The sequence below is a fragment of the Novosphingobium acidiphilum DSM 19966 genome (genome assembly GCF_000429005.1).
Lineage (GTDB): Bacteria > Pseudomonadota > Alphaproteobacteria > Sphingomonadales > Sphingomonadaceae > Novosphingobium > Novosphingobium acidiphilum.
In genome coordinates, this window is sequence record NZ_AUBA01000015.1 from 26,847 (window position 1) to 51,710 (window position 24,864).

At 65.0% G+C, this 24,864-nt stretch carries 25 protein-coding genes; 15 read left to right on the forward strand and 10 right to left on the reverse strand.

Translation table 11 applies throughout. The annotated features are described in order from the left end of the window. The first annotated feature begins 6 nt into the window (after positions 1-6). Genes G404_RS0113020 through G404_RS0113030 form a run of 3 tightly spaced genes read left to right on the forward strand, consistent with a single transcriptional unit; the run spans position 7 to position 2,329 of the window. Positions 7-1,584: an FAD-binding oxidoreductase gene (locus tag G404_RS0113020; protein ID WP_028641477.1), complete on the forward strand. Its 1,578-nt coding sequence runs from the start codon at positions 7-9 to the stop codon at positions 1,582-1,584. Next, positions 1,584-1,985 carry a c-type cytochrome gene (locus tag G404_RS19030; RefSeq protein WP_036521393.1) on the forward strand — a complete coding sequence of 134 codons (402 nt, stop codon included), beginning with the start codon at positions 1,584-1,586 and terminating at the stop codon, positions 1,983-1,985. The genes G404_RS0113020 and G404_RS19030 overlap by 1 nt, the downstream gene beginning before the upstream one ends. Then, positions 1,982-2,329 (forward strand): hypothetical protein, encoded by a 348-nt coding sequence (locus G404_RS0113030; RefSeq protein WP_028641478.1) that lies wholly within the window; start codon positions 1,982-1,984, stop codon positions 2,327-2,329. Before G404_RS19030 ends, G404_RS0113030 begins: the two co-directional genes overlap by 4 nt. An 8-nt stretch (positions 2,330-2,337) precedes the next feature. Here the strand turns inward: G404_RS0113030 and G404_RS19035 are convergent, their stop codons facing one another. The 3 genes from G404_RS19035 to G404_RS0113045 all read right to left on the reverse strand — a co-directional run bounded on the left by G404_RS19035 (position 2,338) and on the right by G404_RS0113045 (position 7,904). Further along, the gene (locus G404_RS19035) at positions 2,338-4,605 is read right to left on the reverse strand and encodes an autotransporter outer membrane beta-barrel domain-containing protein (protein ID WP_028641479.1); all 2,268 of its coding nucleotides are present in this window, start codon (positions 4,603-4,605) and stop codon (positions 2,338-2,340) included. A gap of 305 nt (positions 4,606-4,910) precedes the next feature. Then, on the reverse strand, positions 4,911-7,031 hold the full coding sequence (locus G404_RS0113040; protein ID WP_028641480.1) for an acetate--CoA ligase family protein: 2,121 nt from the start codon (positions 7,029-7,031) through the stop codon (positions 4,911-4,913). A 33-nt stretch (positions 7,032-7,064) separates the two neighbouring features. Next, positions 7,065-7,904, reverse strand: coding sequence for a p-hydroxycinnamoyl CoA hydratase/lyase (locus tag G404_RS0113045; protein ID WP_028641481.1), 840 nt, complete (start codon positions 7,902-7,904; stop codon positions 7,065-7,067). 92 nt (positions 7,905-7,996) lie between these two features. On the opposite strand from G404_RS0113045, the gene G404_RS19040 reads away from it, so the two are divergent. From G404_RS19040 to G404_RS0113060, 3 genes are all read left to right on the forward strand, one after another. Further along, a complete protein-coding gene (locus G404_RS19040; RefSeq protein ID WP_036521422.1) occupies positions 7,997-8,413 on the forward strand; it encodes a MarR family winged helix-turn-helix transcriptional regulator in 417 nt (138 codons plus the stop codon). Positions 8,414-8,609: 196 nt separating this feature from the next. Beyond that, on the forward strand, positions 8,610-9,464 hold the full coding sequence (locus tag G404_RS0113055) for a beta-etherase (RefSeq protein WP_028641482.1): 855 nt from the start codon (positions 8,610-8,612) through the stop codon (positions 9,462-9,464). After that, positions 9,457-11,019 carry an AMP-binding protein gene (locus G404_RS0113060; RefSeq protein WP_028641483.1) on the forward strand — a complete coding sequence of 521 codons (1,563 nt, stop codon included), beginning with the start codon at positions 9,457-9,459 and terminating at the stop codon, positions 11,017-11,019. The genes G404_RS0113055 and G404_RS0113060 overlap by 8 nt, the downstream gene beginning before the upstream one ends. A 94-nt stretch (positions 11,020-11,113) precedes the next feature. Here G404_RS0113060 and G404_RS0113065 read toward each other — a convergent pair whose 3' ends face one another. Further along, positions 11,114-12,169: an isopenicillin N synthase family dioxygenase gene (locus G404_RS0113065; protein WP_028641484.1), complete on the reverse strand. Its 1,056-nt coding sequence runs from the start codon at positions 12,167-12,169 to the stop codon at positions 11,114-11,116. Beyond that, positions 12,166-13,023 (reverse strand): sugar phosphate isomerase/epimerase family protein, encoded by an 858-nt coding sequence (locus G404_RS0113070; protein ID WP_028641485.1) that lies wholly within the window; start codon positions 13,021-13,023, stop codon positions 12,166-12,168. The genes G404_RS0113065 and G404_RS0113070 overlap by 4 nt, the downstream gene beginning before the upstream one ends. A 107-nt stretch (positions 13,024-13,130) precedes the next feature. Between G404_RS0113070 and G404_RS0113075 the strand changes: the two genes are divergently transcribed. Beyond that, entirely contained in the window at positions 13,131-13,412 is a 282-nt protein-coding gene (locus tag G404_RS0113075) for a DUF427 domain-containing protein (RefSeq protein ID WP_028641486.1), read from the forward strand. Here the strand turns inward: G404_RS0113075 and G404_RS0113080 are convergent. Genes G404_RS0113080 through ligK form a run of 3 tightly spaced genes read right to left on the reverse strand, consistent with a single transcriptional unit; the run spans position 13,409 to position 16,006 of the window. After that, positions 13,409-14,284, reverse strand: a complete 876-nt coding sequence (locus G404_RS0113080) for an amidohydrolase family protein (protein ID WP_028641487.1) — start codon at positions 14,282-14,284, stop codon at positions 13,409-13,411. The two genes, G404_RS0113075 and G404_RS0113080, sit on opposite strands and share 4 nt — an antisense overlap. Further along, entirely contained in the window at positions 14,281-15,339 is a 1,059-nt protein-coding gene (locus G404_RS0113085; protein WP_028641488.1) for a 4-oxalomesaconate tautomerase, read from the reverse strand. Before G404_RS0113085 ends, G404_RS0113080 begins: the two co-directional genes overlap by 4 nt. Further along, positions 15,332-16,006, reverse strand: a complete 675-nt coding sequence (gene ligK / locus G404_RS0113090; RefSeq protein WP_028641489.1) for a 4-carboxy-4-hydroxy-2-oxoadipate aldolase/oxaloacetate decarboxylase — start codon at positions 16,004-16,006, stop codon at positions 15,332-15,334. Before ligK ends, G404_RS0113085 begins: the two co-directional genes overlap by 8 nt. Positions 16,007-16,135: 129 nt before the next feature. Here ligK and G404_RS0113095 point away from each other — a divergent pair, with 129 nt between their 5' ends. The 8 genes from G404_RS0113095 (at position 16,136) to G404_RS0113130 (ending at position 23,207) form a co-directional block, all read left to right on the forward strand. Continuing rightward, positions 16,136-17,284 carry a LysR family transcriptional regulator gene (locus tag G404_RS0113095; RefSeq protein ID WP_028641490.1) on the forward strand — a complete coding sequence of 383 codons (1,149 nt, stop codon included), beginning with the start codon at positions 16,136-16,138 and terminating at the stop codon, positions 17,282-17,284. A 109-nt stretch (positions 17,285-17,393) separates the two neighbouring features. Beyond that, a complete protein-coding gene (locus tag G404_RS19045; protein ID WP_036521400.1) occupies positions 17,394-18,362 on the forward strand; it encodes a sterol desaturase family protein in 969 nt (322 codons plus the stop codon). Then, the gene (locus G404_RS19870) at positions 18,359-18,838 is read left to right on the forward strand and encodes a hypothetical protein (protein WP_051280667.1); all 480 of its coding nucleotides are present in this window, start codon (positions 18,359-18,361) and stop codon (positions 18,836-18,838) included. Before G404_RS19045 ends, G404_RS19870 begins: the two co-directional genes overlap by 4 nt. A 229-nt stretch (positions 18,839-19,067) precedes the next feature. Continuing rightward, on the forward strand, positions 19,068-19,880 hold the full coding sequence (locus G404_RS19055) for an NAD(P)-dependent oxidoreductase (RefSeq protein WP_051280669.1): 813 nt from the start codon (positions 19,068-19,070) through the stop codon (positions 19,878-19,880). Continuing rightward, entirely contained in the window at positions 19,877-20,902 is a 1,026-nt protein-coding gene (locus G404_RS0113115; RefSeq protein WP_028641491.1) for an amidohydrolase family protein, read from the forward strand. Before G404_RS19055 ends, G404_RS0113115 begins: the two co-directional genes overlap by 4 nt. Then, positions 20,899-21,318, forward strand: coding sequence for a protocatechuate 4,5-dioxygenase subunit alpha (ligA, locus tag G404_RS0113120; RefSeq protein ID WP_028641492.1), 420 nt, complete (start codon positions 20,899-20,901; stop codon positions 21,316-21,318). Before G404_RS0113115 ends, ligA begins: the two co-directional genes overlap by 4 nt. Position 21,319: 1 nt before the next feature. Then, on the forward strand, positions 21,320-22,162 hold the full coding sequence (locus G404_RS0113125) for a class III extradiol dioxygenase subunit beta (protein ID WP_028641493.1): 843 nt from the start codon (positions 21,320-21,322) through the stop codon (positions 22,160-22,162). 88 nt (positions 22,163-22,250) lie between these two features. Beyond that, positions 22,251-23,207, forward strand: coding sequence for a Gfo/Idh/MocA family oxidoreductase (locus G404_RS0113130; RefSeq protein ID WP_028641494.1), 957 nt, complete (start codon positions 22,251-22,253; stop codon positions 23,205-23,207). Between the two features lie 27 nt (positions 23,208-23,234). Here the strand turns inward: G404_RS0113130 and G404_RS0113135 are convergent, their stop codons facing one another. Both G404_RS0113135 and pobA read right to left on the reverse strand, forming a co-directional pair. Further along, entirely contained in the window at positions 23,235-23,555 is a 321-nt protein-coding gene (locus G404_RS0113135; RefSeq protein WP_028641495.1) for a cystatin family protein, read from the reverse strand. A gap of 94 nt (positions 23,556-23,649) precedes the next feature. After that, the gene (pobA, locus tag G404_RS0113140; protein ID WP_028641496.1) at positions 23,650-24,819 is read right to left on the reverse strand and encodes a 4-hydroxybenzoate 3-monooxygenase; all 1,170 of its coding nucleotides are present in this window, start codon (positions 24,817-24,819) and stop codon (positions 23,650-23,652) included. Positions 24,820-24,864: the final 45 nt, after the last annotated feature.

Genomic DNA, 24,864 nt, shown 5'->3' on the forward strand with positions numbered 1-24,864 from the left:
GCCGCGATGAAACTTACCCTGCCGCCACGCATCGGGCCCAGGGCCTTTGACACGGCGCTGGGCGCGTTTGCCGGGGTGGTCGGCAAAGACTGGGTCATGGCCGGCGATGCCGATCGCGATGCCTATGCCGATGTCTATGCCCCCGGACCCGAAGAGCAATGGCCCGCCTCTGCCGCGGTCGCACCGGCATCGGTGGCCGAAGTACAGGCGGTGGTCCGCCTGGCCAACACGCACAAAGTGCCGTTGTGGCCGGTCTCGCGCGGCAAGAACCTGGGCTATGGCACCGCGGCACCGCGCATGGCGGGCAGCGTGGTGCTCGACCTTGGGCGGATGAACCGCATCATCGACATCGATCCCAAACTTGCGACCTGTGTGCTGGAACCCGGGGTCAGCTTCTTTGACCTGTACGAGGCGATCGATCGCGAAAAGCTGCCGCTGTGGCTGTCGGTGCCGGGCAATGCCTGGGGGTCGGTGCTGGGCAATGCGTTCGAACACGGCATCGGCTACACCCCCTATGGCCTGCACGCGCGCAATCTGTGCGGGTTCGAGGTGGTGCTGCCCGATGGCGATGTGGTGCGCACCGGGATGGGCGCGATGACCGGCAATCACGCCTGGCACCTGCATCCGCTTAGCTATGGCCCGACGTTCGATCTGGCGTTTACGCAATCGAGCCTGGGCGTGGTCACGCGCGCGGGGCTGTGGCTGCAACCGGCACCCGCCGCTTCGCTCGAACTGGTGTTCGACATTCCCGACGAGGATGACATCGGCTGGGTGATCGATACGATTGCCCCGCTCAAAATCGCCGGGCTGATCGATCAGAACGTGTTCGTGCCCAGCTGGCTGGGCAAGATGGTGCTGAAAGGCCAGCGCCACGATTTCTGGGACAAACCCGGCGCGATCCCCGACTGGCGGGTCAAGGAACTGCTGGCGCAATACAAACTGGGCTATTGGCAGGTCGCGCTGCGGTTTTACGGCGAAGAGACCGTGATCCGTGCCAGGGCCGATGTGGTGCGCGCGGCGATGGCACGCCATCTGGCCGCCCCGCCCGCCGAACACTGGTGGCACACCGGTGACAGCAGGAACGTGATCGACACGACGATGGGCGTGCCCTCGGCCGTGCCCTTGCAGATGAGCGACTGGGTCGGCGGACGCGGCGCGCACATGGGCTTTTCCCCGGTGGTGCCGGCCACGTCCGAGCATGTGATGGGGCAACTGAAGCGCAGCCGCGCGATCATCGCGGCCCACGATGTCGATTTTTACGCCAGTTTCACGATTGGCGGCCGGTTTGCGACCAATATCAACATGCTGATGTTCGACCGCGATCAGCCCGACCAGATCGCCAACATGAAAAAGCTGTTCAACGCGCTGATCGGCGAAACCGCGCGCGCCGGGTATGGCGAATATCGCACCCACCTTGGCTGGATGGATACGGTCATGGACACCTATGATTTCAACAACCACGCGCTGCGCCGGCTGAACGAGCGGATCAAGGATGCGCTGGATCCCAACGGGATCATCGCGCCGGGCAAACAGGGCGTGTGGCCTGCGGCCTTTCGCGATCAGGCAAAGGAGGGCCGCGCGTGATGAAGCCTGCTGCACGATGGATACTGTGCGCGACGCTGGCGCTGGCCCCGGCCACCGGCGTGCGCGCCGATCCGCCGCCGCTGCCGCCGTATCAGATGCGCGCGCTGCCGCCCGTAGGTGCGCGCACCGAACCCGGCCGCGATGGCCGCGCGCTGTTTGAAAACCACTGCGGCTATTGCCACCTGACATTCGGTATGGGCACCAATCTGCTGATCAAACAGCGCCTGGCGGTCGGCGCCAGCCCCGCCACCGCCCTGCTCGCCAATCGCGACGATCTGACCAGCGCCTATGTCCATGCCGTGGTGCGCATGGGCAAAGGCGCGATGCCGCCGCAGACCCGCGTCGATATAACCAATGCCGAACTCGACAGCGTGGCCGCCTATCTGGCGAGGGGCAAATGAGACTGGGTCGTCGTGCGCTGATCAAGGGCGGGATGCTGGTCGGCTTTGCGCCGATGGCGCGTGCGGTGCCCCTGGCCGACGTCATCATCCACGACAGCCGTTTTGCGCGTGCCCCTGCCCCGGCCACGCAGGCAATCGATCTGGTCGACGAACGCAAAACGCATTGGGCCACCATCCGCAACGGCCTGGGCAACGCGCGGCGGGTCGACGGCACCACCACCTGGAGCGATTACGTGATGATCGCCCATGCGCTCGAACGGCGCGGCTTTCGCCGCGCCGCCGAAGTGCAACAGGGTCGCCTGTGGCGTTTCACCCTGCTGCGCCGGGATCAGCGCGGCGGGTAAAACCCCGCTCAGAAGTGCATGCGCACCCCGCCGGTGCCATTCACTTCGTTGCGGTTGGCGCTGAATTTGTCGCCAAGATCGCCGAACACTTCAACCGCGTGGCCCAGCTGGACGACGAACCCGGCCTTGGTAATCGCCGCCGTCCGCGCCGGCGTGATCGCCGCGCCGGCAAAGTTTGCCCCGGCCATGCCGACCAGGCCACCGCTGACGGTGCGATCGGTTTGACCGATCTGTTGATCCAGCGCGATTTCCAGGTGCGGCACAAGCGGGCCGGTGTCCGCAACATAGTTCCGCTGGAATCGCACACCCGCAACCGCATGGCCATCGTTGCGCGATTGCCCGGCAATCGTGAAGTCAAGCGCACCGGCACCGTTTTCAAGCGCCGCGTCGTGTGTTTGACGGGTCCAGCGCACTTCACCAAACGGGATCACCGCGCTGTTGGCCAGCGGGGCCGACAGGCGCAGCGCCGCGCCATACCCGCGCCCGTTGAACTGCGCCATGGCCATACCCCCGCCCTGCGTATCGCGCGTTACATGATTGGTCGACGATCCATAAAACCCGTCTGCATCGATCCGCACACCGCCAAATTGCACGCCGGTGCACAGGCCGAAGTCATACTGATCGAGCTTTGCGCCGGCGGCATAAGCCAGCGTGTTGGCGGTGCTGCGGGTCCAGCCGAACGCCACCCCGACATTGAGCCCGGTGGCAATCGCACGGTCGATACCGCCGACCATGCCGGCACGGTTGCCGTTGTAGCCGCTGGTCACGCCGTTGCCTGTGGTCTGGCCGGTGCTGCCCAGCGCCTTCATCCACACACCGTTGGCGCCGCACACCGCACCACCCCTGGCATCGGCGATGCCGCTGCATTCAGTGCCATGGTTCAGCACGGTCTGGGCATAGCCATCGGCGCTGTCGAGCGCCTGTGACATCGCATTGCCATAGACCGCGCTGGTCAGTGTCGACGCCAGCACCAGGTCCACTTCATTGCCGGCGGGTGCATACGACAGGCCATAGACCAGACCCGGCTGGGTGGTGCCGGCCACCGTCATCGACCCGAATGTGCCCGTAACCGACGCAGCGGTCAGGATCGGGAACACACGCGAACCATACGTGCCCTGATCAAACGTAACCGCGACGGTGCCGGCCAGCGATGCCGCCCCCGTTACATTCAGCGATGACGCCCGCGATGGCGAAACCTCGATCGCCAGCGTGGAATTTGCGCTCTGGACATACGATCCGACACCAAGCGCACCGATCGAGCCGCCCGGGTGAACAGTCCCGCCCGCGGTGTTGTTCACCGCACCAAGGATCGTGCCATGGCCCCACAACGTGCCTGCAGACCCGACCGACACGCCGCCAGAGGTGGCATTCAGCACCGCGCCCGGTGTGGCCGCATTGCCCACCACCAGGTTGCCCGCCGCCACCGTTACGCGCCCCGACACCGTGTTCTGGCCCAGCAACACCAGCGTGCCGGTGCCAAGCTGGGTCAGCGTGCCCGAGCCGCCGATCGTGCCGCTGATCGTCACCACATCGCTGCGGTCGAACACCAGCGAACCCAGGTCGGCAATATCGCCCGCAACCGCACCGGTGGTGCCGCCGTTGCCGATACGCAAGGTGGCGCCCGGCACAATCATGGTCAGCCCCTGATAGGTGTTGGTGCCGGTCAGGATCTGGGTGCCACCCATCAGGGCAAGCCCGCCCGATCCGGAAATGACACCGCTGAAATAGCCGCCGTTGCCCACGGCCAGCGTATTGCCGCCCAGCATGACCGTGCCAAAGCCGGTCAGCCCGCCCACCTGCACCGGGTTGCGTCCGCTGCGCGAAATGTCGAAATTGCCATTGTCGAACAGCGCCGAAGCGGCGATCGATCCGTTGCCCGCCAGGGCAAGCGTGCCCCCGACAATCTCGGTGATGCCGGTGTAGGAGTTGACACCCAGCAACGTGGTAGCGCCAGCGCGCTGATAGACATAGCCCGCGCCGTCAAGCACGGCGAAGACCGCCCCGCCGCCCAGCGAAAAGAAGCGGTTGCTGGTCAAGGTTCCGTGTTGCAGCGTCCCGCCGGCCAGGGTCAGGCCCCCGTCCTGCGTCTGGCGCGTGCCGCCCAGGTCGAGCACGCTGCCCAGGTTGATCGTGGTGGCGTTGGTCGAACCGCCCAGCGTGCCGCCTGCCAGAACCAACGCTCCGCCATTGACCCAGGTTCCGCCGGTATAGGTGTTTGCCCCCGACAGGGTGGTGGTGCCGCTGTTTTGGGCAAGGTTGCCGGTGCCGGCCAGCACCGCCGAAATCGTACCGCCGGTCAGGACAAACGCGCCGCTGCTGGTCAGGGTGCCGTACCGCCGGTATGCTTCGTCGAGATATCTATTGTCCGGGCGTCAAGACGCTGACGGTCACCATCCGTTCTTGCGGAGCAAAAATCGGGCCGACCGCCTGCGTTCGCGTCGACTGCGGCGTCCGCACACAGAAACGGCGCAGCTTTCGCCGCGCCGTTTCGAATAACCGGACTTAGGGTCGGGACCCTGGGCGGCGTCGACACATTCCGCCGCGGAATTGGTCCGCGCCGCCCAGCCTGTGCCCCGCCTGTTCAGCCCGCCAGGATCAGCGCATCGAGTGCAATCACGCCCTGGTCGCGCGGATAGAGGATCACCGGGTTGAGATCGAGTTCGGCCAGGCGCGGCTCTGTGTGCAACAGGCGCGCGACCGTCACGATCAGGCGCGCCAGTGCCGGCACATCCAGCGCCGGCGCCCCGCGCCAACCGGCCAGCAGCGCCGCACTTTTCAGCTTGCCCAAGTCGGCGATCACTTCGGCTTCGGTCATGTCGGGGGTGAACAACCGCACATCGTGCAGCACTTCTGCCGTCACCCCGCCAAACCCGGCAAGCACGACCGCGCCCCATTCGGGATCGTTGCGCCCGCCGACAATCATCTCCATGCCGCGCGGCCCCATCGCCTCGATCAGCACCCCGTCAAGCGCGATGGTTGCGTCATAGGCCGCGACGCTGGCATGCATGCGCGTCCATGCCGCGCGCACGGCTGCGCCATCGGCCAGGTTCAGGATCACCCCGCCGGCATCGCTTTTGTGGCTCAGCGCGCTGGCCTGTGCCTTCATCGCCACCGGGTATCCCAGCGCATCGGCGACAGACACCGCGGTGTCGGCATCGGCGGCAAAGCCACGTTCGGGAAACGGCACGCCGATCGATGCCAGCAGCGCCTTGGACCGGTATTCGGGGATCACCCCCGCTTCGTCCGCAAGCGCGGGCAAGGGCAAAGGCGAAATCGGTGCTGTGTCGGCAGGGCGACGATCTGCACCCAGCCGCGCCAACGCGGCCAGCACGCGCTCGGTGGTGGGAAACCACGGCACGCCGCGCGCGCGCAAGGCGGCAATATAATGGTCGGGCATCCGTGCGCCTTCATCCAGCCCGGCAAACACCACCGGCTTGGTGACTGTGCGCGCATCGAGCGCGGCCAGGATTGCGGGCACCTTGATATCGGCCGTGGCAGGATCGGACTGGATGATCCCGGCCACGACCGCGCCCACTCGATCATCGTCGAACAGCGCGGTCAGCACATCGGTATACAACGAAGGCTGGCTCAACCCCTGCGCGGTCAGATCGAGCGGATTGCTGACCGGCACGAACGCCGGCAGCGCCGCGCGCAACGCGGGCGCATTGCCATTGTCGAGCGCGGTCAGCGGCAGACCCAGCCGTTCGGCCTGATCGAGCACCATGGCCTTGAACGCGCCGGATTCGCCCAGCACCGCAACCTCTGGCCGGGCCAATGCCGGGCAACGCACCAGCAATTCGGCCACATCGCCCAGTTCCTGCAAGGTTTCGGCAAAGATCACCCCGGTGCGCGCGACTTTGGCGCGCATCAGCTGATAATCGCCTGCCATCGCGCCGGTGTGCGTTGCAGCGGATTCGCGTGCCGCAACGGACGTGCCCGGGTGCAGCAGCACCATCGGCTTGCCCGCCGCACGCGCGCGCTGCGCCGCCGCCAGAAACCGTGCCGGTTTGCGAAAGCTTTCGACGATCATCGCAATGACCTGCGTGTCGGGATCGTCGATCAGCCAATCGACATAGTCTTCCACCCCGCTGACCGCTTCATTGCCGGTCGACACCGAATAGCTGGTCGGGATCGCGCGCGCGATCAGCACCGTGCCGACCACCGCCGCCATCGCACCCGATTGCGACACCACGCCCACCGCACGGCGGCCTGCGGGCGGCTCGCAAAAGGCTTCGACAAAGGTCAGCGGAATCTTGTCGACATGGTTGACGAGGCCCAGGCAATTGGGCCCCTCGATCACCATGCCGGCGGCGTTGGCAATGCGGGCAATCTCGGCCTGTTCGGCAAGGCCCTCGGGCCCGTCTTCGGCAAAGCCCGCGGAAAACACGATCGCCGCGCCCACCCCGCGTGTGGCCAGCGCGCGCACCGTGTCGATCACCGCCGGGCGCGGGATTGCCAGCACCGCGACATCGACCCCATGCGGCAAATCCTCGATCGAGGCGAGACAGCGCCGCGCACCGATCGCATCGCGTCTGGGATTGATCGGATAGATCGCGCCGGCAAACCCGGCGCGATCAAGATTGGTGATCAGCGTCGCGCCAAGCGCGCCGGGCTTGTCGCTGGCCCCCACCACCGCGACCGACCCGGGCCGCAACAGCCGCGCCAGCGCCTTGCGCGAAAAGCGTGGCGTGCCTTCAGACATGCTTTGCGCCCTTGCGCGCTGCGCGCAACGCCATCACCCGTTGACTTTCGACGCGTCGAACGTGCCCAGCCCGGGCTTGAAGCTTTTTTCATCGAGGAACTGCTTGGTCGCCTCGGTGCGGGCGGCCACCCCGCCAAAACTGTGGAGCGCCTCTTGCGCGCGGATCAGATAATCTTCGGCGTTGTCATAGGTCATTTCGGTCATGCGCCGGATCGCCCATTTGGTCGCGCGCAAGGCATTTCCGTCCTTTTTCAGAAGCGCTTCGGCGATTTGCAGGACGCGGGCGTGCAACATGTCGGCGGGCACCGCCTCGGTAATCAGACCTTGCGCCTCGGCCTGCCGGCCGGTCAGGTTTTCGCCCATCATGGCATGGTACAGCGCTTTGCGCAGCGGCATCAGGTCGACCGCGACTTTCGATGCGCCACCGCCGGGCAGGATGCCCCAGTTGATCTCCGACAGGCCGAATTGCGCGTCTTCTGCCGCAATCGCGATATCGCACGCGAACAACGGGCCATAGCCGCCGCCAAAGCACCAGCCGTTGACCATGGCGATGGTCGGCTTTTCGTACCAGCGCAGCCGGTCCCACCAGCTATAGGCTTCGCGCTGCGCCTTGCGTACGGCACCCAGCCCCTGGGCCTCGGTCTCGCGGAAATATTCGCGCAGATCCATGCCCGCAGACCAGGCATCGCCTTCGCCAGTCAGCACAAGCACGCCAACATCGTCACGAAATTCAAGATCTTCGAGAACCTTTTTCATTTGCCGGTTTAACTTGGGGCTCATGCAATTGCGTTTTTCCGGACGGTTGAACCGGACCCAGGCAATGCGGTTTTCCACCGTGTAGGCAACAGTGTCGTCTTCGCTGCGCTCGCTCATGGCACCCTCTTTCGTGATCTGACCGATATGCTATGACGGTGATCGATGAGAATGCTATTGTCAATAACTATCCTGGCCCGCAGGCTGCGCCGATGACCGATGTGTTTCGCAACCGTCCTGGCTATGCGCTGCGCCGTGCGGCCAACGCGATGATGGCCGAACTGGCGCGACGCCTGGCGACGATCGACTTGCGCATTGCCGAGGCGTCGGTGCTGTTGCTGGTCAACGACCGCCTGGATGTCACGGCCAGCGAAATCGGACGGACGCTTGATATCCAGCGCGCCAACATGGTGCCCCTGCTCGGCCGCCTGGAAGACGCAGGGCTGATCGAGCGCCGCCCGATCGATGGCAAATCGCAAGCCGTGCTGCTGACCACGAAGGGCCAGACGCGCCGCGCCGAGGCCGATGCCATCACCGACACGTTCGAAGACGAACTGTTGCAGCGGATCGCGCCCGAACATCGCGATCATCTGGTGCCAGCGCTTGGCGCGCTGTGGCGCGCGGACTGATCCGCCGCACCTGACCGGCCCGCGCTGCGCAAGGGCCCCCACACAACCCGGGCACGCGACAGCACGCAAATCCCCCTTTCCTTGTCCGCGATTGTATGCATTACTAACAATGTTCGAAAAGGATCGGCCCGACCGGCGCGCGTGTCATCCACACGTTCCGACGGTCATAAAGGGCCCGGCGCGAGAGGATGGACCAATGGCCAAAGACAATCGCATCACGTTCTTCGACCTGCAACATGCCAGTGGTGCCACCACCAGTCCGTTTGTCTGGGCCACCAAATATGCACTGAAACACAAAGGCTTTGACCTCGATGTGGTCGATGGCGGGTTCACCGGCATTCTTGAACGCACGCAAGGCCGATCGGAACGGCTGCCGGTGATTGTCGATGATGGCGAATGGGTGCTCGATTCCTGGCTGATCGCCGAATACCTCGATCGCAAATACCCCGACCGGCCCACGCTGATCGGCGATCCGTCGGTGCGCGTGCTGGCGCAATTTCTGGAAACCTGGCTGTGGAAGACCGCGGTTGGCCCGTGGGCCCGCTGCTTTGCGGTGCAATATCGCGATCGCTCGTTTCCGCAGGACATCCCCTATATCGTCGAATCGCGCCGCCGCATGTGGGGCGCACCGATGGAAGACCTGGTTTCGGGGCGCGAGGATCGCCTGCCGCTGGTCCTGCCCGAACTGGAACTGCTGCGCGGCATCCTGCGCGAACACAAATGGCTGGGCGGCGACAGCCCCAATTATGCCGATTATCGAGCGCTGGCCGTGTTCCTGTGGTGTTCGAGCATTGCCGACGTTCCACCGATGACCGACGATGAACCGCTGCGCGACTGGATCGATCGCGGGTTCGACCTGTTTGGCGGGCTGGGCCGCATTCCGGGGATGAGCCCGCTGTTCGGCCTGCAACCGCGCCCCGGCGATCCCGAACCTTTTGCCAAGGGCCCGACACTGGTGGGCGGCCTGATCAGCCGCAACACCGGCCCGACATCGACTGCCGCCGAAACCGCCAAGATCACCGGACGAGAAGAGACCGCCAAAAATGCGTAATATCGATTATTTCGACCGTCAGGTCCGCCTTCACCCCGACCGCACGCTGCTGGTCGCCGACGGGCAATCGCTGACCTATGGCGAAGTGCACGACCTGACCCACCGGCTGGCGGCTGCGTTGCTCGATGCGGGGTTGGCGCACCAGGAAGCGGTGGCGGTGATGAGCCCCAACCACCCCGGGGTGCTGGTGGCGATGCTGTCGCTGTGGCGCGCAGGCGCCACCTGGATTCCGGTCAACACGCGCAATGCCCTGTCTGACAACGTGGCCTATCTCAACTATGTGCGGGCCAGCGTGCTGTTCTATCATTCGCATTATGCCGATGATGCCCGCACGGTCCAGGCGGCCGTGCCGACGATCCGCCTGATGGTGTGCATCGATGCGGCTGATGGCGACAATCCTTCGCAGGATCAGTTCATGCAGGCGGCGGGTTCGCCGCCTGTCGCCGATTGGGGGGATCCCACCGGCAATGGCGAGGACCTGACTGCGATCATCGCCACCGGCGGCACCACCGGCCCTGCCAAAGGCGTGCGCGTGCTCAACCGCAGCTGGGGCACGATGCTTGAAACCATCGGCAATGTCATGGCGGTCGACACCCGGCCCGTATTCCTGGCAACCGCACCGCTGACCCATGCGGCAGGACCGTTCACGATGGCCGGGATTGCGATGGGCGCCACGATCGTGGTGCTGCCCCAGTTCGATGCCGATGCGGTGATGGACGCGATCGAACACCACCGCGTGACGCACACGTTTCTGCCCCCGACCGCGGTCTATACCATGCTGGCCCACCCGCGCGTCCGCGATGTCGATTACAGCAGCCTCAAATATTTCCTGCTTGCAGGATCGGCCTGCGCGCCCGAAAAACTGCGCCAGATGGTCGAAATCTTTGGCCCGTGCATGTGCCAAAGCTATGGCCAGACCGAATTTCACCTGGTCGCCACCTGGCTGTCACCGCAGGACGTGGCCGCTGCGGCTGCGGGCGATCACCCCGAACGTCTGGCCAGTTGCGGCCGCCAAAGCTATTCGGTGCGCGTTGAATTGATGGACGACGACGGCAATCTGCTGGGTGCCGATGAAGTGGGCGAAATCGTCGGGCGCGGCGGAATTGTCGGCGGCGGCTATTTCGAAATGCCCGAAGTCAGCGCCGAAACCTGGGCGCATGGCTGGCACCACACCGGCGATGTCGGACGCCGCGACGCCGACGGTTTCTACTATATCGTCGACCGCAAGAAGGACATGATCGTCACCGGCGGCTTCAATGTGTTCTGCACCGAAGTCGAAGCGGCCGTTACCGAATTGCCCGGCATTCTGGAATGCGCAGCCATCGGCATTCCCGATGACAAATGGGGCGAAGCGGTTACCGCACTGGTCGTCGCCGGCCCCGGCGCGCCCGACGCCGCCACGATCATCGCGCATTGCAAGGACCGCATCGGCAGCGTCAAGGCGCCCAAACACGTGTTCTTCAAGGACGCATTGCCGCGCACCGCGGTGGGCAAATTCGACAAGAAGACGATGCGCGCGCAATACTGGGCCGGCCAAGACCGCGGCGTTGCCTGATTGACATCGGACGATAGTAACAACTGCCTGACCGGAAACGCAGTCATCCGCTCGTCCTGAACCAGTCGAAGGACGCGCGGACATTGCGCAGACCTTACTCGCGCTCCGCCTGTTCCAGGGTCTTGAACTGGCCGAACGTGTTGGTTGCCCGGGCGTTTTCCGGCAGTGCCAGTTCACCTGCGGCCACTTTGTCGCGCAAATAGCGATAGGTCTGCAGCGCCATCGACCACATGTGATCGCCGATCGAAATGTCGGGATAGTGCGCGGCCAAGGTGCCGGCCGGATCGAATTCGGGCAAAGGCCGGATCTTGGTCGCATAGTCACAGGCGAAAAACAGCGGAAACGAGTACCGTTCGGCCTGCACCTTGCGCACGCGGTGCGTGGTGGCGACACATTGCCCGGCGGTCATCACTTCCAGCATGTCGCCGACATTGATCACGAACAGCTCTTCCCCGTCGACCTCCATCGGCGGCGCATCGATCCATTGGCCCAGGCCGTTCAGCACTTCGAGCCCCGGCTGGTCGGCCAGCAGCAGCGTAAAGCATTCATAATCGGTGTGCGCGCCAATCCCCGGCGCATCCTCGGCGCTTAGGTCGACCGGGTAATGGATCAGCCGCAGTTTTGACGGGGGGCACGTGACCAGCGCGTCGAACGCGTGTTCATCCTGCCCCAGCGCCAGCGCGAATCCCTGGAACAGCTTGCGCCCCAGCGCAAACACATCGGCATAATAGGCATCGACCGCTTCGCGAAATCCGGGCAGCGCCGGCCACTTGTTGCCCCCGATCAAGGGCTGGCCCGCGATGACGAACGGATGATCGTCCGCCGCCTCGAAACCGATATCCCACGCCTCCTTCAGATCGGGGCGGCCGCTGCCGTACCATTCAGACCCTTCGGGCACATAGCCCTTGTGCCCGCGTCCCAGACCGATGTGGCAGGCCATCTTCCAGTCGAGATCGTGGGCAAACAGCGTTGCCGCCGCCGCGCGCAGCCCGGCGATCCGTTCGGGTGCGATACCGTGGCCGCGGATGTAGAAAAACCCTACCTCGCGCGCGGCACGGCCCAGATCTTCGGCCACCGCCGCGCGCGCGGCCGGGTCGGCGCTGAACAGGCCGGTCACATCGATAATCGGCAAGCGGTCGAATGACGTCATGCGCGGGCGCTCCATGCGGCAAAATGATCAAGCGTCGTTTGGGCCATCCACCGGTTCAATTCCCAGGTATCGGCCACAGGCGCGCGGGTGAACGGCAACTGGTGGGTATAGCCATCGGGGCCGAATTCGGGCGTTACCGTGGTCACCGCGCGCCCTGCCGCGCGGTGCGTGGCCCACACGCGTTCCCACTGCGCCTGGTGCCAGGCCAATGCGGCGGCATATTCGGGCGCGGCCGGATGCGGCACTTGCGGCCCCTGGTCATAGCCGACGCGCGCCTGCACATGATGCACGCGTGACAGAAATGGCGCCAGATCGTCGGCGGGATGATCCAGCAGGCGCTCGCACACCACCACCCAGTGGCTGAGATCGGCGGTGAAGCGCAACGCCGGCACCTGCGCGATCACCTCGAGCGCGACCCACGGGCTATACAGCGATGTCGCACGGTGAATTTCAAAGCTGCACGTGATGCCCGCAGTCTCGGCCAGGTCCTGCGCCCGGCCAAAAAAATCGACCTGCGCGCCCAGCGCCCAGCGGTCATTGCCTGGCAGAACATTGATGAACCGCGCGCCCGCCACGCGCGCGCCCTCGATCGCCTCGGCCAGCCGGTCAAGGTGCTGTGCCGGCGTCCATGCCTGATCGGGGATGACATCGCCGCCGGTGAACACCACCGCGATATAGCCCAACCCCTCGGCCTCCAGCGCCGATTTCAGCGCAAGCCGCGCGGCGCGATCGGCAGGCAGCCGCGCCTCAACCCCGACAAAGCGGTTTTCGCGGCATTGCGCACCACACCGCGCCCAGTCGGCACCTGCGCCGGTGGGCCACCCCCACAGCGAACGAAACAATTCCAGATCCATCGCCTGATCAGACCATCATGATCGCCCGACCGCAAGCACCGATGACCAAGAGGGCGCGTTGACACCGGCCGCCCCTGCCCCGACGGTGTGCGCCAAGGAGACACACGATGGTCGAAGCACGATGGAACGGCACCCTGATCGCCAGCAGCGATGATACGGTAGTGGTCGAAGGCAATCACTATTTCCCGGCCGATGCGGTCGATGCCACGCTGCTGCGCCCCAGCACGACCACCACGTTCTGCCCGTGGAAGGGCACCGCGCATTACCACACGCTGCATGTCGACGGCGCCGACAACACCGATGCTGCGTGGTATTACCCCGATCCCAAGGACAAGGCCGCAGCGATCCGCGGCCGCATCGCGTTCTGGAAGGGCGTCAAAGTCGGCTAGGCGCAATCCGCCCAATAGAGCGCGGTCGGATTGTCGACCAGCATCTGGTGCTGCAATTGCGCTGTGGGCGCGATGCGCGGGATCATGTCGACCAGATGGCCATCGTCGGGGATGGCATCCTGCATATTGGGGTGCGGCCAGTCGGTTCCCCACAGCGCACGGCCCGGGTAATCCGCCACCAGCGGTGCAACCGCCGCGGCAAAGGCGTTCCACGGATCGCCCGCAGGATCGAGCCGGTCGGGGCACGTCGCCTTGAACCAAATATCATCGCGCTGATCGAGCAGGTTGCGAAACGCCTTCATATCCGGCCCGTCGGGGCCCTGCGTCACATCGGGGCGCCCCATGTGGTCGATCACCAGCGGCACCGGGATCGCGTCGATGAAGCTGCGCATGTCATCAAGAATGTCAGCCTCGAAATAGATCACCACGTGCCAGCCTGCGGGCAACCGCCGGGCAACCTCGATAAACTTGTCCTTGGGCGCATCATCGACCAGCCGTTTCAGGAAATTGAAGCGGATGCCGCGGATGCCGCCGGCATGCATCGCATGCAGTTCGTCTTCGCCGATCGCCGGATCGACCACCGCAACACCGCGCGCGCGCCCCTGCGACCGTGCGATGGCATCGAGCGTGGCGGCGTTGTCGGTGCCGTGGCAACTGGCCTGTACGATCACGTTCCTGGCAAAGCCCAGATGATCGCGCAGCGCGAACAGCATGTCGGCGCCCGCATCTTCGGGCAGATACTTTGCCTTGGCGCTGAACGGAAATTGCGCTTGCGGGCCGAACACGTGGCAATGCGCATCGATCGCACCGGCGGGCGGGCGATAGCGCGGCTGTGACGGGGCGGCATGCCACGAAACGATCCGGTTGCTCATGCGAAGACCACTCCATCCATCAATTTGCGCGCCGTGCGCAGCAGCGCGGCGCTGACCACCGCGCCCGATCCATCGGTTTCCAGCACACAGCTCATTTCGCCGGTCGGGTGTTCGACCGACAGCGTCTTGCGCGCGCCGTCGGGCACGAGCGCCACGTCCGCCGCGGGCGATCCGGGCAGCAGGCACGCGGTTGCAACCGACACCGCGCCCAGCACGCCGATCGTGGCATGCGCACGATGCGGGATGAAACTGCGCACGCAGACGGTGCCGCCCGCGCGCGGTGGTGCGACCAGCATCATCTTGGGCACCGATGTGTCGGCCACATCGCCCAGGTTCATCATCGGGCCCGCGATCAGCCGGATCGCCTCGATCCGCGCCTTGAGCGGGTTCGCGCCATCCAGCCATTCGCGGTCTTCATAACCGGTAATGCCAAGGTCGGACGCCTTCATCACCACGCACGGCATGCCGTTGTCGATCAAGGTAACGCCCACGCCCTCGATCATGTCGACCGTGTTGCCTGTGGGCAGCAGCGCGCCGCAGCTTGATCCCGCGGTGTCGCGAAACGCCAGCGGCACCGGCGCATGGGTGCCCGGCACACCGTCGATCGCGGCATCGCCGGCATATGTCAGCACCCCGCCCGGCGTCTGCACCGTGGCCACCGCGACTTGGCCGGTGTTTTCCATATGGATCGCCACGCGGGTTTCGCCCTCACACGCCGCGACCAGCCCGCGTTCGATCGCAAACGGACCCACGCCTGCCAGGATATTGCCGCAGTTTTGCGCGTCCGACACGATCGCCTGATCGACAAAAACCTGCAGGAACAGGTAATCGACATCGATCCCGTCGCGGTCAGAACGCGACACCACCGCCACTTTGCTGGTCAGGGGATCGGCACCGCCCATCCCGTCGATCTGGCGCGGATCGGGCGATCCCATCACCGCAAGCAGAAACGCATCACGCGCCGCGCGATCGGCGGGCAGTTCGTGTTTGAGGAAATAGCCGCCTTTCGACGTGCCGCCGCGCATCCACATGCAACGCGCTGCAATCTCAGACATATTTCAGGCCTTCTTTTTCCAGCCGTTCGCGCATCTTGTACATGTCGAGGCCCAGGACCCCCGCGGCCAGCCTGGCACGTTTTTCGCCTTCGTTGGCTTCGCGCGCTTCGGCGGCGGCCAGCACCTCGGCGGCGCGGGCGCGCGGCACCACGCAAACGCCATCGTCATCGGCCACGATCACATCGCCCGGCATGACCGCTGCGCCCGCGCAGACCACCGGCACATTGACCGAGCCGAGCGTGTTTTTCACCGTGCCTTGCGCAAACACCGCCTTGGACCAGACCGGAAACGCCATTTCGGTCAGATCGCGCACATCGCGCACGCCCGCATCGATCACCAGCCCGCGACAGCCGCGCGCCTGTGCCGAGGTGGCCAGAAGATCGCCGAAATAACCGTCTTCGCACGGCGACGTCGGCGCCAGCACCATGATGTCGCCCGGTTGCAGTTGCTCGATCGCCACATGGATCATCCAGTTGTCGCCCGGAGGCGCGCTGATCGTCACCGCCGATCCGGCAATCCGCGCGCCGGCATAGATCGGCCGCATATGGCTGGCCAGCAGGCCGGTCCGGCCCTGCGCCTCGTGCACTGTGGCCACGCCGCACCGCGCCAGGCGATCGATAATGTCTGCCGGGGCGCGTTCGATGGTCTGGACGACAATACCGCTCATGCTGTGTGCTCGCTTGGCAGGGGAAAACTTTGCGCCGGGTTGCGCCGCGCAAACGACGAGGGGAAGGCGGAACTCTGGCCAGGCCATTAGATTTCGCTAATCTCTGTGCTCGACCGCCACGGAGAATGGATGGACATCTGGGATTATAATCTGCGCCACCTGACCGCCATCGGCCAGATTGCGCAGCTGGGAACGATGGGTGCGGCGGCACGCGCGGTAAACCTGACCCAGCCCGCGCTGACCCAGGCGCTGGCGCGGGTGGAAAACCAGCTGAACCTGCCGCTGTTCGAACGGCGCCACGACGGCATGGTACCAACGCCTGCAGCTGATCTGCTGGTGCCGCGCATCCGCGCCGCGCTCGATCACGCGATCAGCCCGCATGTCACCACGGCGCGCATGCGCGCACTGCTCGCGCTGGCCGACAGCGGCAGTTACCTGGGGGCAAGCCTGGCCACCGGGCTGGCCGTCCCCACGCTGCACCGCGCGGTCAAGGACCTGTCGCTGTCACTGCGCAAGGTGCTGGTTGAACGGCGCAGCAATGCCGTCGTGCTGACCGAGGCAGGGCAGACTTTGGCGCGCACGTTCCGGCTCGCACGGGTCGAGCTTGAGGCGGGGCTGGCCGAGATCGAGGCGCTGAAGGGCCGCGAGGTGCGGCGCATCACCATCGGCGCGATGCCGCTGTCGCGCGCGCGCATCCTGCCCGCAGCGGTGGCGCGGTTTCTCAAGCGCCATCCGCACGTGCGCATCGCGATTGCCGAAGGCGCACGCACCGAACTGGTCGAGCCGTTGCGCAATGGCGTGATCGACATGATGATCGGCGCACTGCGCCAGCCGCTGGTCGAACCCGACCTGGTGCAGACCGCGCTGTTCGAGGATGAACCGATCGTGGTGGCGCGCCATGACCATCCGTTGGGCAGCACGCGACCTGACTTGTCCGCGCTGGCCCGCCACCCGTGGATCCTGCCCGCGCGCGGCGCGCCGTTGCGCGACAAGTGGGAAGCGATGTTTGCCGAACGCGGCATGACGGCGCCGCCGGTGCCGGTCGAATCCGGTTCGGTCATGATCATTCGCCAGGTCCTGATCGAAAGCGATTTCCTGACTCTGGTCTCGCCCGACCAGGTTGCGGTTGAGCTTGAGGCGCGCTGGCTGTGCTCGCTCGGCACGCTGCCCAGCGCGTTCCACCGCGTGATCGGGGTCACCACGCGTGCTTCGTGGCGGCCAACCGCGGTGCAGGCCGAATTCCTTGCCGATCTGGACGCGGTCGCGGCACAGCGATAGGCGCGCCGCATACGTCAGATGACGCAGAGTGCCCGGCCCACCACAGGTGTATGCTGTTGCGGAGATTCTCCTATCGTCGCACACTGCGGCCGGCATTCCGGGGTCGGGTATGAACGCACCATCAGGCATCGGCACAAGACGCGCAGGCGCACAGCGGCTGGGCACCTGGGACCGGCCAAAGGTTCAGGGCGGACCGGTCAAGCAGTTCATTTTTACCTGGTTCCAGCCGGTCGTGCTGGCAGCCATGATCGCGTTCTGGACCTTCGCGCCCGACAGATATGCCACACCCGCGGTGGGCATCGGCATCGGCATCGCGTTCAAGGTGGTGTGCCTGGGGCTGGAATGGGTCAGCCAGCGGCACGCCAGCTGGCGCCTGACGTGGAAGGAGCTGACCACCGATCTGTTCTATGTCGCGGTCAGCTACACGCTGGTCAAATACGCCGCAAAGCACATCGGCAGCGACGCGGCCGTCGACGCGATCAAGCATTATTGGAACATTCACACTGCCTGGGCGGGGCACTGGCCGTTTCTGCTGCAGGTTTTCGTCACGATGTTCGTGTTCGATTTCGGGCAATACTGGATGCACCGCGCGATGCACAACTGGTACCCGCTGTGGCTGACCCACGCGCCGCACCATTACATCACCCAGCTAAACGTGCTGAAAGGCGCCATCGGCAATCCGATCGAAATTTTCCTGATCGGGTTGGGTATCGGCGGATTTCTGGATTTTCTGCCGCGTGCTGCGCTTGCGGCGGGGGGCATCGGGCTGGCCATCGACATCTACAACCATGCCAATATCCGGTTCAACACCCCGCGCTGGTGGCTGTATCTGTTCAACACGGTCGAACACCACAGCCTGCACCACTGCCAGGATTATGCCAGCACGCGGTGCAACTATGCCAACACCTTCATCGTTATCGACCGCATGTTCGGCACGTGCGTCGATGACGAGGCGGAACTGGTCGGCCAGGAAGGCGGGCGCCGCATGTCGATCCGCGAACAGATGCTCTATCCGTTTCTGCCGGTGATCGATCGCGTGCGCACCTGGCGCAGCCCGGCCGCGGTGCCCGCCGAATGAGCGAACATGGGCTGTTGCGGCTGATCGACTGGATCTGGACCGTGCGCGGGGCCGTGCCGCTGGCGCCCGGGCAAACATGCGACACCGCCTTTGCCCGGCTGGATCCGTTGTTTCGCGAACCCGGCACGACCCGCCGGCGCGAAGGCGATACCCTGGTGTTCCACAAGTCCGATCCGCTGTCGCAGGATCCGATGGCGGTGTGGGATCGTGGCCACTTGCAGATCGTGGCGGGCCCAGCGCTGCACTATCGGCTTGCCAGCCGCGCGCTGGGGTTCTGCTTTCTGGCGCCTGCGCTTTTCCTGGGCCTGTCGCTGCTGCTTGAAACCGCACATGTTTCCGGGCGCGTGTTTGCCGGGTTTTTCGTCGCGCTTTATATCATCGGCCGCATGCTCGAGCCGTGGCTGGTTGCGGCGCGGCTTGCGCGGCTTCTTGCCGCCACGGATCAGGCCGACAATGCGGACAGTTGCCCCGCCTGAACCGGATCGAGCAACGTGGTACGGCTGGGTTTCGCGATATCCCGTCAACACGGCTCCGGTTGTAGCATCGGCGTCGGCTGCCTGGCAGACAGCCGCGATTGGCGCCGTGCTTGATCGGGATCAATGCGCGGCGCGCCGCTTTGGCTAAACAGCCACACTTAGCGTGATCTTATCGCCCGCAGCGCAATTGGATTGGCCGCGTGTCTCCGGTCACGGCAGGGAAGCGCGCATGGCACCCACCATTGCCCTTATCGGGTTCGGCGAAGCCGGATCGACCTTTGCCCGCGCGGCACGCTGGTCGGGCGCGCGCGCCTTTGACATCCGTGCCGATCGTCGTGCGCTCGCCGATGATCTGGGTGTGACAGGTGCCGAAACCGCGGCACAGGCGCTGGCCGGTGCCGACCTGGTGCTGTCGCTGGTGACGGCCGATGCGGCGCTTGCTGTCGCGCGCGACTATGCGCGTTGGCTGCGCCCCGAAGCGCTGTGGTGCGATATGAATTCGGTCGCGCCCGAAACCAAGCGCGCCGCCGCTGTGTGCATTGCCGCCGCCGGCGCACGCTATATCGATGTCGCGGTGCTGGCCCCGGTCAATCCCGCACAGATGACCGTGCCGTTGCTGTTGGCGGGCGATCATGCCGATGCGGCGCTGGCCGCACTGGGCGCGGCAGGCTTTGCCAATATCCGCGCCGTCGGCCACGAAGTCGGCCGGGCCAGCGCGATCAAGATGATCCGTTCGGTCATGGTCAAGGGGATCGAGGCGCTGACCGCCGAAATGATGCTGGCCGCCACGCGCGCGGGCGTAGCCGAAGATGTACTGGCCTCGCTCGATGCCAGCGAACGGCCGCAGTCCTGGTTTGCCCGCGCCGCCTACAACATCGAACGCATGGCCACCCACGGGATACGCCGCGCGGCCGAAATGGAGGAAAGCGCGCGCACGCTGGCCGCGCTCGGCGTCGAACCGCTGATGACCAATGGCACCGTCCGCCGCCAGCGCGAACAGGCCGGACACCCGATCGTCACACCCACAGGACACCGATCATGACGCTGATCATCGACTGCCACGGCCACTATACCGTGCTGCCCAAAGGGCACGACACCTGGCGCGCCGCGCAGACCGCCGCGTTCAAGGCGGGCGAGCCTGCCCCGCCCTACCCCGCGATCAGCGACGACGAGATCCGCGCAACGATCGAGGCCAACCAGTTGCGCCTGATCGCGCAACGCGGGGCCGACCTGACCATTTTTTCCCCCCGCGCCAGCGCGATGGCGCCGCATGTCGGCGACCAGAGCGTGGCGGTGCCCTGGGCGCGGGCGTGCAACGATCTGATTGCGCGCGTGGTCGGCCTGTTCCCCGACACCTTTGCCGGGGTGTGCATGCTGCCCCAGTCGCCCGAGGCGGACATGACGTCGTCGGTGGCCGAACTCGAACGGTGTGTGACGCAGCTTGGCTTTATCGGCTGCAATCTCAATCCCGATCCGGGCGGCGGTCATTTCACCCACCCGCCGCTGACCGATCCGTACTGGTTCCCGTTTTATGAAAAAATGGTCGAACTTGACGTTCCCGCGATGATCCATGTGTCGGGTTCGTGCAATCCGGCGATGCACGCCACCGGCGGGTATTACATTGCCGCCGACACCGTTGCGTTCATGCAATTGCTCGAAGGCGATCTGTTCAGCCGGTTTCCCACCTTGCGGTTCATCATCCCGCATGGCGGCGGCGGCGTGCCCTATCACTGGGGGCGCTATCGCGGGCTGGCCGACATGCTGAAAAAGCCCGCGCTTGACAGCCATCTGATGAACAACGTGTTCTTCGACACCTGCGTCTATCATCAGCCGGGGATCAACCTGCTGAACGAGGTGATCGAAACCAAGAACATCCTGTTCGGTTCGGAAATGGTCGGCGCGGTGCGCGGCATCGACCCCACCACCGGGCATTATTTCGACGACACCAAGCGCTATATCGATGCGCTGCCGATCACGGCGGACCAGCGCCACGCGATTTTCGAAGGCAACGCGCGCCGCGTATTCCCGCGGCTCGATGCCCTGCTCAAGGAGAAGGGTCTGTGACCCAGACGCCCCCCACCCGCGACATTCACGCCTATCTGGCGGAACTTGAAGATATCCCTGGCACGCGTGTCTATACTGCGGCGCGCGCGCGCGCCGGGTACCACATCAACCAGTTCGCGATGAGCCTGATGAAGCCCGAAAACCGCGAGCGGTTCCGCGCCGATGAACGCGCCTATCTGGATGAATGGCCGATTGCCGACGCGGCCAAGGCGGCGGTGATGGCGCGCGATTACAATGCACTGCTCGACATGGGCGGCAATGTCTATTTCCTGTCGAAACTGTTTTCCAGCGACGGCATTCCCTTTGCCGAGGCGGTTTCGACAATGACCGACATGACCTGGCCCGAATACCGGCAAATGATGCTTGACGGCGGGCGCAGCCCGATCGGCCAGCGATCGATCAAGGGGGGATACTGACATGGCGCGCATCACTGCCGGCGTGGGTTCAAGCCACGTGCCGCTGCTGGGCGTGGCGGTCGACCAGGGCAAAAGCCGCGATGACTACTTCGGCCCGATCTTTGCCGGGTACGACTGGACGCGCGAATGGGAAAAGTCGGAAAAGCCCGACGTGGTGATCCTGGTGTTCAACGATCACGCCTCGGCGTTCGACATGAAGATCGTGCCGACCTTTGCCATCGGCTGCGGCGAACATTACAAGCCCGCCGACGAAGGCTGGGGCCCGCGCCAGGTGCCCGATGTCGAAGGCCATGCCGACCTTGCCTGGCATATCGCGCAAAGCCTGATCCTTGATGATTTCGACATGACGATCATCAACGAGATGGATGTCGATCACGGGCTGACCGTGCCGCTGTCGATGATGTTCGGATCGCCCGAGGCGTGGCCGGTGAAAGTCGTGCCGATCGCGGTGAACGTGGTGACCTATCCGGTGCCGTCGGGCAATCGTTGCTGGGCGCTGGGCGAGGCGATCAGGCGCGCGGTGGAAAGCTTTCCCGAAGACCTGAACGTGCAGATCTGGGGCACCGGGGGCATGAGCCACCAGTTGCAGGGCCCGCGCGCCGGGCTGCTCAATCGCGAATGGGACAATGCCTTTCTCGACATGCTGATCGGCGACAGCGACGCCGCGCGCTGGATCCCGCATATCGAATACTTGCGCGAAACCGGCAGCGAAGGCATCGAAATGGTGATGTGGCTGATCATGCGCGGCGCGCTGGGGCCCAAAACCCGCCTGCTCCATCGCCATTACCATATTCCGTGCAGCAACACCGCGATCGGGCACATCGTGCTCGAACCGGCCGACTGACCCCAACCGCTTCCACCCTGCCGGGCGCGGTTTCACCATCGCGCCCGGTCTTTTCGTGTCAAGGAACTGCCCGATGGCCCATGCCCCCATCCGTATCGCGCTGGCCGGAGCCGGCGCCTTTGGTGAAAAGCACCTCGATGGCCTGAAAAATATCGCCGGCGTCGAAATCGTCTCGATCATCAGCCGCACCGCCGAACAGGCCGCTGCGGTGGCGGCCAAATATGGCGCGAAACACAGCTCCACCGAACTTGCCGACGCGCTGGCGCGCGACGATGTCGATGCGGTGATCCTGTGCACGCCCACGCAGATGCACGCCGCGCAAACCATCGCCTGTCTTGAGGCGGGCAAGCATGTGCAGGTGGAAATCCCGCTGTCCGACAGCTGGGCCGATGCGGCTGCGGTCATGGCCAAAGTGGAACAGACCGGGCTGGTCGCGATGGTCGGCCACACCCGCCGGTTCAACCCGTCGCACCAATGGGTGCACAAGCGCATCGTCGCAGGTGAATTCGCGGTTCAGCAGATGGACGTGCAGACCTATTTCTTCCGCCGCAAGAATATCAATGCCAAAGGTGAAGCGCGCAGCTGGACCGACCACCTGCTGTGGCACCACGCCGCGCATACGATCGACCTGTTTGCCTACCAATCGGGCAGGATCGTCGCTGCGCATGTGCTGCAGGGGCCAAAGCATCCCGACCTTGGCATCGCGCTCGACATGTCGATCCAGCTCAAGGCCGAAACCGGCGCACTGTGCACGCTGTCACTGTCGTTCAACAACGACGGGCCCTTGGGCACATTCTTTCGCTATATCGGCGATACCGGCACTTATATCGCGCGCTATGACGATCTGTTCGACGGGCGCGATGCGCAGATCGATGTTTCCCATGTCGATGTCAGCATGAACGGGATCGAACTGCAGGACCGCGAATTCATCGCCGCGATCCGCGAAGGCCGTCAGCCCAACAGCGCGGTTGCAGGCGTGCTCGACTGCTACCGCGTGATTGGCGAACTGGCCGCCCAGCTCGAAGCGCAAGACGGCTGGTCGTAAATGCGATCCTCCCCGGCCGGGGAGGATTCACCTGTCGGCCCGCAGCCGCGCCATGCGCGTCACCACAAAGGCACCATTCAATTTGTGCCAGACCGTGCCGCGCCACAGCCTGCCGCTGGTCAGCCGCACGGTCAGCCGGAAATTGGTGCCCGCCACCACCTGGCGCGATGCGCTTTCGATATGGCGCAGGCCAACGGTCTTGAGCGGCAGGTGCCGCACCAGCGCAAGTGCCGCCGCGCGCACCTCGTGATCGTCCATCGGTGCTTCGACCGGGGTCCAGCCGCCGGCCAGCGGTGGTGGTGCTACGGCTGATCCCGCAGCCAATGCGATAGACAGTATCAGCCCCATGCCCCCTCCTTGCGTGCGCCACGACAAAACCACAGCGCATGGCACGATACAACCACGCGCGACTGCCGACCACCCGCGCGCCTGACTTCGCGCGTTACAGCGGCAGGCCCACATAATTTTCGGCGATGCTGCGCTGCGCTGCCTCGCTTGAGGCGATATAATCAAGCTCGGCGCGCTGCATGCGGCGTTCAAACGGACCATCTTCGGGAAACCGGTGCATCAGCTTCGTCAGGGCCCAGCTGAACCGTTCGCTCTTCCATACCCGCGCCAGCGCCTTGGCCGAATAACCCGCCACCGCGTCGGCATCGCCATCGCGGAAAAACGCCACCAGCGCCTGTGCTGCATAATGCACATCGCTGGCCGCCAGGTTCAGGCCCTTGGCGCCCGTCGGCGGCACGATATGCGCAGCATCGCCGCACAGCAGCAGGCTGCCATGGCGCATCGGTTCGAACACGAAACTGCGCAACGGCGCGATCGATTTTTCAAGCGCGGGGCCGCGTGTGATCTGCGCCGCGGCATCGGGGCCCAGCCGCACTGCCAGTTCATCCCACACCCGATCGTCGGACCAGTCCTCGATCCGTTCGGTCAGCGGCACATCGATGTAATAGCGGCTGCGTGTTGCGCTGCGCATCGAGGCGAGCGCAAAACCGCGTTCATGGTTGGCATAGATCAGTTCGTGGTTGCACGGCGGCACATCGGCCAGAATACCCAGCCAGCCAAACGGATAGACCCGTTCGAACACGCGGCCCACGTTGGCCGGGATCGCCTGGCGGCTGGGGCCGTGAAACCCGTCGCACCCGACCACGATCCGCGCATCGATGCGATGGTCGCGGCCCTGCCTGGCAAAGGTTACAAACGGCGCGTTGCCCGCGACATCGTGCAACGCCACATCGCCCGCTTGGTAGATCACCTCAAGCCCGCGCGCAGGGGCCGCATCCATCAGATCGCGGGTCAGTTCGGTCTGGCCATAGACCATCACGCTTTGTCCGGTCAGTGCTGCCACATCGATGCGGATCAGGCGTTCGCCATCGGCCAGGTTGAACCCGCCGTGCGGCAATCCTTCGACTTTCATCCGCGCGTCCAGACCCAGCCGTTCCATCAGGCCGACAGTACCCTGTTCCAGCACCCCGGCACGGATCCGCGACAACACATATTCGCCGCTCTGCCGCTCGATCACGACACAGGCGATCCCTTCGGCACGCAACAGGTGGCCCAGCAGCAGTCCGGCCGGGCCCGCGCCGACAATCGCAACCTGTGTCTTCATGATCGTTCTCCCGCCTGCAATCTATTGACGAACAGGCGCCAGGCG